Below are 12,101 nucleotides of genomic sequence, written 5' to 3'. Positions count from 1 at the left end.
TAATTGGGCACGTACGGATCTGTGAGGGGCAAGGGGCACAATCCAAGACGGAAAGGCCCCGCCTACTCGACTATTTGTACCAAATGGGCTGTTTGTTGGCTGCAGACGGAACTACAGGGCCGTATTCTCCATGAAAAACTCCCATTCAGGCAAAATACTTAGAATAGAGGAACATAGTTCCCACTAACTTGCAAACATGTCGATTTTTTGAGGGATAGGGGATCATAGTTCCCGCTTGCACTAAATAGCCAAACCCAAAGGGCCATCCCCGGGGCATTCCTGCCCCTTTGAGACACCCCTCTTTGTGCTCCCTTAGCGCCCGAGGAATGCCTCCAGCATCCAGCCCGTCTTCTCCAGCGAGGCCCGAATCCCGATCAGCATATCAGCCGTCGGCTGGTCCTTGCTTTCTTCGGCAAGCGCGATGCCCGCTGTGAGCTCAGAGCAGATCAGGGTGAAGTCGCTTGCCAGCTGCTTCACCATCTCCCCTGCAGAGGCTCCTTGGCCGGCCTCTTTGACGGAGGCCAGCGCCAGATGCTCCTGCAAGGTAGCTGTCGGTACGGCCCGCAGCGAAAGCATCCGCTCCGCGATGACGTCCAGATGCTGCGCAGCTTCCTGATACAACTCTTCAAATTTTATATGCAGAGTGAAGAAATTCTCGCCTTTTACATACCAGTGATAGTTATGCAGTTTCATATAGAGAATTGAGAAGTTAGCGACCTGCTTGTCTAATAGCTCTGTAATGGCAGTAGCTTTCATTGCGGTTTTCGTCATGGGAAATTCCTCCATTTCAATTGTAATGTCTTGATATTCTATAACTACCCGGACTTGTCTCACTTGAAACGGAATAGGAGAACTTTTGAACTTTTAAACGTAAGCTGTTTCGTTTGCGGAACAAGAGGGTAACTATAAGTAATCAAGCAAACAGGGGTGATTGAAATGTTAGTCCAATTGAGCGCAGTCCTTGCTGCCATAGCCTTCGTATTCCTTGTCTTCTATTTGATTCAAACGTTGAAAGCACTGAAGCTTTCCTTGGATCAAATCACACTGACGATGGGGCAAATGAAGGATGAGGTCACACAAATTTCTTCGGAAGTGCAGGATGTTATTCTCAATACCAATGAGATGGCTATAGATGTTCGTGCCAAACTGGCTAAGCTTAATCATCTGTTTAGCTCTGTGAACGATATCGGTCAAGTTATCCATGAGCTCACGTCTTCCGTGAAACAATCCGCCACAGGCTTCATGGATGCGGTGAAACAAACGCGGATGCCGGAAGAAACGCCGACGCTCAGCCGGCGATGGCAGACCATTTTGCATGGCGCGGCCGTTTCGATGGAAATGTGGCAGAAATTAAAAGCGAAAAAATCACCGATAAGCAGCATGGAATAGAGAGGAGCCGTCTTTGTGCATATACGTAAATTTACCGTCTATAAACAATCGAATGGGAAAGAAAATATCATATACTTAAGTGGGGAACTCGATTTGTCTGCAGCGCCCGAGCTGGCGGCCGTCCTGGATTCCGTCGTTACGCAAGGCGATCAGCACCTTACTTTAGATTTAAAGGAGCTGCGCTACATTGACAGCACCGGCATCGGCATTCTCGTCTGTGTGCTCAAAGTAAGAGCCGCCATAGGCGCTGCCTTCAGCATTCAGCATATCCCGTCCAGAATTCAGCGTTTGTTCGAAATTACCGGCGTTGCCCGCTATTTCGTGAACGGTGAGCTGCAAACGGATAATCAAGGAAAAGCAGAAAGGAAAGAAGAAATAATATGAGACCCTACATCGGCCTTACGATCCCTGCACAGGCGGAATATTTGGATATTGTTCGACTTACTTTATACGGTGTGGCCTCCAAAGCGGGATTTTCGTTCGAAGACATTGAAGATATGAAAGTGGCTGTAGCGGAAGCTTGCAACAATGCGATCCTCCATGCGTATGCGCATGACCAGTCAGGAACGGTAGAAATTCAATTCGAGCAGCAGGATGGCTTTTTGCAAATTACCGTTAAGGATGAAGGCAGCAGCTTTCATTATGTACAGACGGATCCCGAGGAGGCTGCTCTGCACCATAAATCTATTCGTGAGGCGGCGGTGGGGGGCTTAGGCCTGTTCCTGATGCAAGCATTGATGGACGATGTTCAGGTGCTTACGCACAGCGGCAAAGGCACGGAGGTTGTTTTGAAAAAGCAGTTGGCAGGGCAGCTGGACAGAAAAGAGGAAATGGTATGAATGTGAATGCATCATCCTCCAAGCCTCTATATGACATGTATGTGAAAATGAAAATTTATAAAGAGACGGCTTGCGAAGAGACGGCTACGGCATTGCTGCTGCACTATGAACCTATTGTTCGTATGGCAGTCGGCAAAATGTCACGGAGCCGTCCTGATCTATATGAAGACCTGTTTCAAGTCGGGCAGATGTCGTTGTTGCGGTTGTTCACCCAGTACGATAGCACGCTCGACACCCCTTTTGAGGCTTATGCGATGAAAAGCTTGATCGGTCACCTTAAAAATTATTTGCGTGACAAATCATGGTACATACAAGTTCCAAGACGTATTAAGGAGAAAGGCGCTCTTGTTCAGCGTGCGCTGGATGAACTCACGGTCAAACTCGAACGTTCGCCGAATATGGACGAAATGGCGGCTTATTTGGAGCTGAGCACGGAAGAGACGATTGAGATTCTGGCCGGCCGCGATTATTACCATTACACTTCGCTGGATACGCCGCTATCCAATGAGGGGGACAGCGCGACGCTCGGCGATATGATTGCCGGCTCAACCGATGAGTATCAATCGCTGGAAAGGCGCATGGATCTGGAAGAGGCGATGACCTGCCTGAAAGAGGAAGAACGGAAAGTCATTCATCTCATCTATCAGGAAGGCCAATCGCAGCGTCACATTGCCGATCAACTGGGGATATCCCAGATGAGCGTTTCGCGTATTCAGAAGCGGGCCATCGTGAAATTAAAGACGGTTCTGACCCCAAGCACGTAGAAGGAGAGCTACTTAAAACCGGTTATGAAAAACTACAAGAACAGCACGGTTCGTTCTCTCCAACCTCCGCAATTATGGTATAGTGAGAGTAGTAGAATGTTAATATAATGTTCACTATGAACTGTACGAGGGGGCAGCTATGGGTAAATTTTTTCGTATGAATATACGTTCAAAAATCATAATGGGATATGTATTTATTATCATATGCTTAGGGATTGCTCTCCTGATCGTGAGCGGCCGGGTCAACGCGCTGCAGAAAGAAGTTGAATTCGTCTCCACCCATGATTTGGAGGTCCATGATCTTCTCTATGCGCTTCAGAGGAATATGGTGGATATGGAAACCGGCATGAGGGGATATGTGATCACGGGCGACCCCCAGTACTTAGAACCGTATGATACAGCCAATAAAACATGGCTTGATAATTATAATAGGCTTCTGCAATTAATCAGTTCCAACCCCTCCCAGAAGGAAAGCTTGGAGCAGATCAAGCCGACGATCCAAAGCTGGATTCGTACGGCCGGCGATCATGTGATCCAATTAAAAAATGAAAACAATCAAACGGCAATCAATGAATATTTCCAGCGAAACTCAGGGAAAAGGCTGATGGACCAGTTGCGAACGCAGTTCGATTCCTTCCTTGCGACTGAGAAGCAGCTAACCAATGCCAGAGCTGAAGATCTTGCTAAAAGCAACTATAATCTTAGAGTTGTTCTCTTCATCCTTTTGGGTACTATTTCCATTTTTGCTATTATAGTCGCTTTGATATTATCCAATTCTATTACGAACACAATCAAGCAAGTTACGAAAATGATCCGTTATATTTCGTCTTCCGAAGGGAATTTGACGTCAAGGATCGCGCTGACCAGCCATGATGAAATCCGGGAGCTGGCAGAAGCGACCAATGATATGCTGGAGGATCTGGAGAAGCAAAACTGGATTCAAACAAGTCTCACCGAAGTCGCCACTTTGTATCAGGGAATCAACGATACCGGCAGTCTAAGCAGCACCTTTATTAGCAAGCTCGCTTCCATGCTTGGGAGTATATATGGCGTTGTATACCTTCGGGAAAAAGTCGGGGAAGAACCTCGTTACGTGAAAATAGCGGGCTACGCGGCGAACGGGCAGGATCCTTCCGCGGCCACCTTTCGATTAGGCGAAGGTCTGGTTGGCCAGTGTGCGCTGGATCAGCGCATTTTCCTAATCGATAACTTGCCGGAAAACCACGTGAAACTAACGTCCGGCTTAGGCACCTCCGCACCGCGCAGCCTGCTGGTGGCTCCTATTCTGGTGGATGGCCAAACAGAGGCCGTGATCGAAATAGCCTCTCTGCATCCGTTCCAGGCGCAGCATTTGACGTTAATCGATTCTCTGCAGGAGAAATTTGGCTCGGCCATTACGAATGTACGCGGCCGCATGGAAGTAGAACGGTTGTTATCCGAGTCGCAGATGCTGGCCGAAGAATTGCAAGCGCAATCCGAGGAGCTGCAGACGCAATCGGAAGAGCTTCAAATGCAGCAGGAACAACTGCGGATGACCAATGAGTTCTTAGAAGAGCAGAATCACTTCTCCGAGCAAAAAGCGCTGGAATTAAAGAAAGCGAAAGACGAATTGGAGGAGTATTCGCATAAGCTGGAGACGAGCTCACAGTACAAATCCGACTTCCTCGCGAATATGTCGCATGAGCTTCGTACGCCGCTGAACAGCATCATGATTTTGTCGCAGATGCTCGCGGAAAACAGCGGCGACTTGCAGATGTCGGAGATTGTCGAGTACTCGCGTGTGGTTAATGCCGCCGGCAAGGACCTCTTGGCGCTGATCGACGACATTTTGGATTTATCCAAAGTAGAGGCCGGCAAGATTGAAATTATGACGGACGATTTCAACGTGACCGAAATGCCGCAATTAATGAAGCTCATGTTTGCCCCTGTTGCGGAGAAAAAAGGATTGGATTTCGACATTATCATGGAGCCGAATGTGCCGAATGTCATTTTGACGGATGGGCAGCGGCTGCAGCAAATATTGAAAAATCTGCTCTCCAATGCGTTTAAATTTACTGAAAAAGGCTCTGTTACGATGAAAATAGCGCTGGCTGATCCGGCTCGTGTCAAAGAACTTCTGCACCGCGATCCGGACGAGGAAGTGCTGGCAATTTCCATTACGGATACCGGCATAGGGATTCCGATCGACAAGCAGCAGGTTATTTTCGAAGCGTTCCGTCAGGTGGATGGCACAACCAACCGCCAGTACGGCGGTACAGGGCTTGGTTTATCCATATGCCGCGAGTTCACGCGTCTGCTCGGAGGCTCCATCGTTGTGAAAAGCGAGCTGAACAAGGGCAGCACGTTCACGCTATACGTGCCTAACGCGAGTGAAGAGGTGCCGGAGATGACGGGGAATGGCCGCCATCAGGGGGAAATTGCCGCATCTGTCGAGGAGCGTTCCATTATATCCACGCAATCCGTCGTGCAGACGATAGAAGCAGCCCCGATGGAGCCGGTTAAGCCGGAAGTTGAAGCCGTCGAAGCCATCGAAATCGTCCATTCGGATGCCCAGTTGTTCAACGGCAAAAGAGTGCTGCTCGTAGACGATGATGCACGCAACGTCTTCGCGCTCGTTACAGCGCTGGAGACGAAAGGGGTCACCGTCGACGTGGCGGATCACGGGAAGGATGCGCTGGAAATGTTAAGCGCGCAAGCCGGCTACGATCTCATCTTGATGGACATCATGATGCCGGTTATGGATGGGTATGAGGCCATGCAGGCGATTCGCGGCGAACTGCACATGCATGATTTGCCGATTATTGCTCTCACCGCCAAAGCCATGAAGAGTGAGAAAGAAAAATGTCTGGAAGCCGGCGCGTCCGACTATATTACGAAGCCGTTAAATATGGATCAGCTGTTCTCGCTTATGCGTGTATGGCTAACGAAGCAGGTGAAGAAACATTGAGTCGTACGCCCATGGAGGAGCCCATCGATTTCACTCAGCCTCCTTACGAGGACGAACTGCAAGATATTGAAATTAATCTCCTTTTGGAAGGCTTGTATCAAATGTACGGGTTCGATTTCCGCAATTACGTGCGGTCATCTTTACGCCGGCGTGTTCTTAATCGTATGAAAGCGGAGAAGCTGCCGAATGTAACCGCGCTGCTGGAGAAGGTTCTGCACGAACCCGGTTTCGTGGAACGCTTGCTCAATGACATGTCGATTCGCGTCACCGAGATGTTCCGGGACCCCAGCTTTTTCCACGCTTTTCGCAATTTGGTCGTGCCCCAGCTAAGAAAGTATCCCGAGATTCGCATCTGGCATGCCGGCTGTGCAACGGGGGAGGAAGTCTACTCCATGGCGATCCTGATGCAGGAAGAGGGGCTGGCGGAGAGAACGAAGATTTATGCGACGGATATGAACGAGAAGGCGATTGAAGCTGCGCAAAAGGGCGCTTTCCCGCTCAAGCAGATGCAAAGCTTTACGAAAAACTATTTGGACTCCGGCGGGACGAAGGCCTTCTCCGAGTATTACTCGACGGACCATCAGTACGCCTATTTCCAGCCGCTCATGAAAGACAATTTGATGTTTGCGCAGCACAATCTTGCAACGGACGGCTCTTTTAACGAGTTTCATGTGATTTTGTGCCGCAATGTCATGATCTACTTCGATAACAAGCTGCAGACCCAGGTACACAGCCTGTTTCATGGCAGCTTAGTATCTGGCGGGTATTTGGGGCTGGGCAAGAAAGAATCCATCTTATTCGTGCCTGAAGGCGTACATTACCAAGAGTTTGTGCCGTTGGAACGCATATACCGTAAGAAATAAAACCGTTTTGGACGATTGCTGATACCGTCCGATGCGGTTTTTTTGCATGCGGGCAGCACTTTATGATTCATTACAGGGCCAAGTGGTTAATAGATATCATAGCCAAGCATTACAAAATAACATGAAGAGAGGGTGTTTTCCTATGTTAGGCTGGGCTGTTCTGTTTCTAATCATTGCGCTGGTTGCCGGTATATTCGGATTTTTTGGCATCGTTTCGGCGGCTGTAGGCATTGCCAAAGTATTGTTCTTCGTATTCCTGGTCATGTTTGTTCTATCGCTGATTTTCGGCAGACGCCGGGGTTTCTAGGCACTATTTCCTCACAGGTCTCTGGTTCATATCAATAGAAAAGCCCTTTTATCTCCAATACGGAGATGAAAGGGCTTCGGGTACTGCCGTAGGCTGCTATTACTTATTATCGCCTGCTGCTTGTGTTCGATAAGGTGGGGAGCATCTTTGAATCCTTGACCATGGCAGAATGACAAATCGGACACTCCGGACTTTCTTCGAATGAAAAGTTATCTCTCATCCAGCATGAGCACTGTTCCGTGCTGCAGGTCCAAATGTTGGTTTGCTCTTCGGGCACAGGTTCCATCGATTTCTTTGAAAAGTACATGTGAACTCCTCCTTGTCATAGTAGACTAGACTCAGACTCGCAAGCAGTGTATAGCAATATGTGGTAAGGACTACAGCTTGACTACATTTTCAGCTTGCGGTCCGCGGTTACCTTGAACAACTTCAAATTGTACGCGTTGGCCTTCATCCAAGCTTTTGAAACCTTCCCCTGCGATAGCGCTGAAGTGAACAAACACATCATTGCCGCCTTCCATTTCGATGAAACCGAATCCTTTTTCCGCATTAAACCATTTGACCGTGCCTGTTTCCATGTACACATAAACCTCCAATAATTTGTTCCTGCGTGTTGCTCTTGGATCATGAAGAACCTGACAGCTTGTTAACGCAGCTTTGATAATATATCCAATTCGAAGGGAGCTTATTCCAATTTCATGAAAATTTCATTTCTGTTCCGCAATAAAAAAAGCCCGCGCTCCATGGTCGCTACCGACCGGATAAGGGCGAGCTGTTTTTTTAGGCCAGCAGTAAAATGACCAGCAATTCAAACAGAACTAACGTCAAAATTTGATTGTATTGCGCCGGTGTATAGATGGGTCTGTACGGCCCTTGGGGATGGCTGTGAGTGGTGATGTGCATATAAGCATGGTGCCCGTCTACATGAGCCAACACACCTTCATGCGTGTGCCCATCGATGGTTGTAACGCGAATCGTCCGTCCGATATGCGGGTGAAGCGCACCCGTGATCATATCCCTCTTGTGCTTCATTTGATGCTGCCAATGAGGTTCGGCTTGATAAATCATCTGGGGTCCGTGAGGCCCAGGGTGTTGCGAAGGATTCATATACATGGCTTTCGCTCCTTTTTCGCTTGGCTGCGCGCAGCGGTAGGCTTATTGCCTAGGTTCACTACCAGACTATTCAGCCGCCCGAAAAAGGTGCAATCGCCTATGCACTTACAATGCGATGCTATTCGCGTTTAATTGTCACCACGCGAGTCTCATCGTTGAACGACACTTTGCCGCCAAGCGACTCTGCGATGAAACGAATCGGCACGAACGTAGATCCGTTATGGAGCGTCGCCGCACTTTCCAGCTCGATTGCAGCGCCGTCAACAGTGGCAATCTTGCTGTCCAGCTTCAGAACGATCGTTGTCCCGGATAACAGATCTTTAATCGTAACTTCCTTCAGATCGCCATTCCAGCCGACCTCTGCGCCAAGCTTTTCGGAAATAAAGCGTACCGGCACCATCGTTTTGTTCTCTCCGTTAATAAACGGCTGCGGCGTATCGCTTGGCGAAGCTCCGCCATCCGTCAATTTCAAGTTAACTTCCTTCTTCGTCACTTTCATATCTTCACGCAGCATTTTGTAGAAAAGGGATTGCTTATCCAGGTTATTCAGCACGTGGTAGATGGAGGAAGCCTCCGTCCCCATTTGTACCGCACCGCCCGAGAGATCGATCGTTGCTGCCGTTACCGGCTTATTCGCATTCCAAGTTTCGCTAACGAAGGAGAGTTTAAGCCCTGCAACGCCAGTGCCCTTATCTGGAAGCGGCATGCTTAGCGCCAGTGCTTGCTTGCGGACCAGCTTGTCGGCATCGGTGTAAATATCAGCCTGCAGCGTGGTTTTACCGTCAAATAAGCCATGGAGGGGCGACGTTTCCTGTTCCGTATCTCCGGCGATGACCTTCTCTAAAGAGTCGGCTGTTGTCTCCAGGAAGTCATGGATAGGCTGATAGACCGCTCCGAGCGCTAATTGTTTATTTGCCAGAACCTTCAGGGTAAAATCGGCCGAACCGGCATTGATCTGCTCTTCAATAACAGGTGACAGGGCATCATACAACTGGCTGAGCAGTTCTTTCAGTCCGGCTTCATCCGCGAGAATGCTGCTGAACAGCTTGCGGAGCAGCGAGGCGAGTTCAGTGCCTTTCATCTCGATATGCGCTTTTTGGAGCGAGAGGTCTGCACCGTTCACTTTGTCAGTGACATCAGAGACCGTAATATTCGAAGGATTTGCCGTATTCGCTAAAATAAGTCCGATAATCGCGGGCTTAACCTCCGCTATTTTGTTCCCGAACTGTTCTTGAATCACTGCAGGCAGCATGTTCATGAACGATACATTTGAACCGGCCAAGAGATCGTAAACAATCGGCTTTTTCGCGCCTTCAATGCTGATTAGGAGTTTTGTGCCTTGAGTTGCCAGTTTGAACGGGATCGTGCCTTTTCCGTATGTAATGGAACCATCTGCCGAAAGTTGCTGCGCATTCTGAGACTTAACGTTCGTAAGCTCGATTTTCACGTTGTGCAGAGCGCTGAGCGACTTTTGCTCGTCCGCAGTTAGCTTGGAGGTGTCGCCGGGAACCAGCTCGATTTGCAGAGAGCCTTTGGATTCGTAGGACTTCACGGCTGCGCTGTTCTTGATCGCCGCAGCAATGTCTAAGCCTTGTACAGCTTGGCAGCCTGTCAGCAGAAGCAGCAGGAACGCCAGTGCGGCGGATAACCGCCAGGTCAGTTTCTTTTTGTACATGATCTAATCTACTCCTTAGGTTTAATAGAAATAACAAAAAAGACGCCCAATGATTATACGCGAAGCGAAGAAGAACGATTCGCAGGCAAACTGATATTTTTTTGTGCGAAACCTTTTATTGCCAACACCGTCTATATGTATAGATGTAAAATGCTTCCTTATAAGGGGGCTCCAAGGAGGTGACGTCTATGATGACTTTGTTTGCCGTATGTTTTTTTGTAGGCCTTGTTCTTACGGTTCTTGTTACATTTTTTGGCGGCGATTTCTTTGAGCTTCATACGGATGCCGGGGGAGCCCACGGCCATGGGGGACCGTCTTTTTTCAATTTATCTTCCCTTTTGGCCAGCCTGACGGTATTCGGTGGAATCGGATATATGCTGAATGAGATAGGGATGACCAGCTCATTGCTTATTTTGCTCATTGCCGCCGGCGCCGGTCTTTTCGTGGGTTGGCTGTTCTTCCTCTTCTATGCCAAAGTCATCTATAAGCATGATGACAGCATGAGGGAAGACGATTTTGACCTGACTGGACAGCTGGGGAAGCTGATTGTGCCGATTAACGGGAATGGCTTCGGTGAAATGGTGATTGTCATGCAGGGGACCAAACGGTCCATAAGCGCGCGATCCGAGCTGGGGGAATCGATCACCAAAGGCGCGAGGGTGGTTATTCTGCACATGGAGAAAGGCGTTGCTACAGTTAGTAAATTCAGTGAATAAGCTTGCAGGTACGACTAACTTCCGGGAGGTAATACAATTATGTTGACGATTTTGTATACGGTTGCTGCTATTGTCATTGTTGTTTTTATTTTACTTGCTACCATTGTAAGGGCTTATAAAAAGGTACCGCCTAACGAGGCCATGATTGTGTTCGGTTTAGGCGGCAAACGCGTCGTACAGGGCGGGGGAACCTTCGTGATTCCGGGCTTTCAGAGCTTCAAAACGATTTCCATGATGCTCATGAGCTTTGACGTAAAGCCGGATCAGCCGATGTTTTCCCAGCAGGGGATACGGCTTAAGATCGAGGCGGTTGCTCAAATCAAAATCCAAAGCGATCCCATTGCCATTGCCACAGCCTCTGAGCAGTTCTTGGATCATACGCTGCTGGAGCGGGAAATGATGATTCTGCATTCCGTAGAGGGGCACCTTCGCGGTCTGGTGGGACAATTGACAGTGGAAGCTATTCTCAAGAATCCGGATGAGCTGAACAGCAAGATGAGGGAAACGTGTTCGGAGGATTTGGATAAAATGGGGCTGAGCTTGATTTCGTTCGTACTCAAACGTGTCGCAGACGATCAAGGCTACATAGAAAACCTCGGCGTGCCGGAGGTTGAACGTGTCCGCAAAAGCGCCAGCATTGCCAGAGCCGAGGTCGAGCGGGACATTCAGATCCGGCAAGCCGACACGGAAAAGGAATCCGCTATTCGCATTGCAGAGGCACATCAGCTAAAGATTGAGGCGGAAACGCTTGCATCGGCGAAAGAAGCTCAATACCGCAAGGAGCTCAGTATGAGAGAGGCGGAGTTCAAGCAGGAAACGACGAGCCGGCAGGCCGAAGCGGACTTGGCCTATGAACTGAAGCAGAATCAAATTCAGCAATCGCTCGTGACGGAACAGGTGCGGATCAAGCAGATGGAGGCTGAGGCGAACAAGAACGTTCGGCAGATTGAAGTTGAGCTGAAGCAGAAGGAACTTGAGGCATCCGTCATTAAGCCGGCCGAAGCGGAGAAGCTGGCAGCTCTGATGCGCGCCGATGTGAACAAGCAGCGACAAATTCTCGAAGCCGAGGCTGACGCCGAGTCGACGAGAAAGCGCGGCGAAGCGACGGCCGAGGCGGAGCTCGCCAAAGGGAAAGCGAATGCGGAAGTCGTTCGCTTGGCGGGGCTTGCGGAAGCGGAGGCGCTTGAGAAGAAGGCGGAGGCTTACAAGCAGTATACGCAAGCGGCGGTTACGGTAGAGATTCTTCGCATTCTGCCGGAATTGGCGGAGAAAATTGCGGCACCTCTGAGCAACGTGGATAAAATCACGGTGATCTCTCAAGACAGCGCGTCGTCCGGCGTAAACCGGGTGACAGGCGACATCGCCAAGATGATCGCCCAAGTGCCTGAGATTACACAAACCTTAACAGGCCAAAGCGTAACGGAGCTTGCGCGCGCCTTCCTCGGGAAGGAAAATATGCCTGTTTCGAATAATGAAACGGAATAATTT

The 12,101-nt window shown here is 49.3% G+C and carries 14 protein-coding genes; 9 read left to right on the top strand and 5 right to left on the bottom strand.

What is annotated here, in order from left to right; translation table 11 throughout:
• Positions 1–312: 312 nt before the first annotated feature.
• The gene (locus AC3WRW_RS19865) at positions 313–771 is read right to left on the bottom strand and encodes a Dps family protein (protein WP_492548032.1); all 459 of its coding nucleotides are present in this window, start codon (positions 769–771) and stop codon (positions 313–315) included.
• Positions 772–936: 165 nt separating this feature from the next.
• Between AC3WRW_RS19865 and AC3WRW_RS19860 the strand changes: the two genes are divergently transcribed.
• The 7 genes from AC3WRW_RS19860 to AC3WRW_RS19830 all read left to right on the top strand — a co-directional run bounded on the left by AC3WRW_RS19860 (position 937) and on the right by AC3WRW_RS19830 (position 7,109).
• Positions 937–1,389: a DUF948 domain-containing protein gene (locus AC3WRW_RS19860; protein WP_492548031.1), complete on the top strand. Its 453-nt coding sequence runs from the start codon at positions 937–939 to the stop codon at positions 1,387–1,389.
• 15 nt (positions 1,390–1,404) lie between these two features.
• Positions 1,405–1,773 carry an STAS domain-containing protein gene (locus tag AC3WRW_RS19855; RefSeq protein ID WP_171684618.1) on the top strand — a complete coding sequence of 123 codons (369 nt, stop codon included), beginning with the start codon at positions 1,405–1,407 and terminating at the stop codon, positions 1,771–1,773.
• The gene (gene rsbW / locus AC3WRW_RS19850; RefSeq protein WP_492548030.1) at positions 1,770–2,228 is read left to right on the top strand and encodes an anti-sigma B factor RsbW; all 459 of its coding nucleotides are present in this window, start codon (positions 1,770–1,772) and stop codon (positions 2,226–2,228) included. Before AC3WRW_RS19855 ends, rsbW begins: the two co-directional genes overlap by 4 nt.
• 35 nt (positions 2,229–2,263) lie before the next feature.
• Complete coding sequence (locus tag AC3WRW_RS19845; RefSeq protein ID WP_492548036.1) at positions 2,264–2,992, top strand: sigma-70 family RNA polymerase sigma factor; 729 nt, start codon at positions 2,264–2,266, stop codon at positions 2,990–2,992.
• Between the two features lie 157 nt (positions 2,993–3,149).
• Complete coding sequence (locus tag AC3WRW_RS19840) at positions 3,150–5,939, top strand: CHASE3 domain-containing protein (protein ID WP_492548029.1); 2,790 nt, start codon at positions 3,150–3,152, stop codon at positions 5,937–5,939.
• Positions 5,940–5,950: 11 nt separating this feature from the next.
• Complete coding sequence (locus AC3WRW_RS19835; protein WP_492548035.1) at positions 5,951–6,802, top strand: CheR family methyltransferase; 852 nt, start codon at positions 5,951–5,953, stop codon at positions 6,800–6,802.
• Between the two features lie 142 nt (positions 6,803–6,944).
• On the top strand, positions 6,945–7,109 hold the full coding sequence (locus AC3WRW_RS19830; protein WP_492548028.1) for a DUF1328 domain-containing protein: 165 nt from the start codon (positions 6,945–6,947) through the stop codon (positions 7,107–7,109).
• Between the two features lie 106 nt (positions 7,110–7,215).
• Here the strand turns inward: AC3WRW_RS19830 and AC3WRW_RS19825 are convergent, their stop codons facing one another.
• The 4 genes from AC3WRW_RS19825 to AC3WRW_RS19810 form a co-directional block, all read right to left on the bottom strand.
• Positions 7,216–7,416 carry a cold-shock protein gene (locus AC3WRW_RS19825; protein WP_492548027.1) on the bottom strand — a complete coding sequence of 67 codons (201 nt, stop codon included), beginning with the start codon at positions 7,414–7,416 and terminating at the stop codon, positions 7,216–7,218.
• Positions 7,417–7,486: 70 nt separating this feature from the next.
• Positions 7,487–7,687 (bottom strand): cold-shock protein, encoded by a 201-nt coding sequence (locus AC3WRW_RS19820; protein WP_492548026.1) that lies wholly within the window; start codon positions 7,685–7,687, stop codon positions 7,487–7,489.
• 202 nt (positions 7,688–7,889) lie between these two features.
• The gene (locus AC3WRW_RS19815) at positions 7,890–8,141 is read right to left on the bottom strand and encodes a hypothetical protein (protein WP_492548025.1); all 252 of its coding nucleotides are present in this window, start codon (positions 8,139–8,141) and stop codon (positions 7,890–7,892) included.
• Positions 8,142–8,340: 199 nt separating this feature from the next.
• A complete protein-coding gene (locus AC3WRW_RS19810) occupies positions 8,341–9,897 on the bottom strand; it encodes a copper amine oxidase N-terminal domain-containing protein (RefSeq protein WP_492548024.1) in 1,557 nt (518 codons plus the stop codon).
• A gap of 188 nt (positions 9,898–10,085) precedes the next feature.
• On the opposite strand from AC3WRW_RS19810, the gene AC3WRW_RS19805 reads away from it, so the two are divergent.
• Positions 10,086–10,613 (top strand): NfeD family membrane protein, encoded by a 528-nt coding sequence (locus tag AC3WRW_RS19805; RefSeq protein ID WP_492548023.1) that lies wholly within the window; start codon positions 10,086–10,088, stop codon positions 10,611–10,613.
• Between the two features lie 39 nt (positions 10,614–10,652).
• Entirely contained in the window at positions 10,653–12,098 is a 1,446-nt protein-coding gene (locus AC3WRW_RS19800) for a flotillin family protein (protein ID WP_492548022.1), read from the top strand.
• Positions 12,099–12,101: the final 3 nt, after the last annotated feature.

Source organism: Paenibacillus sp. FW126-R14 (genome assembly GCF_058789495.1).
This window is presented reverse-complemented; position numbering and strand designations above follow the sequence as displayed.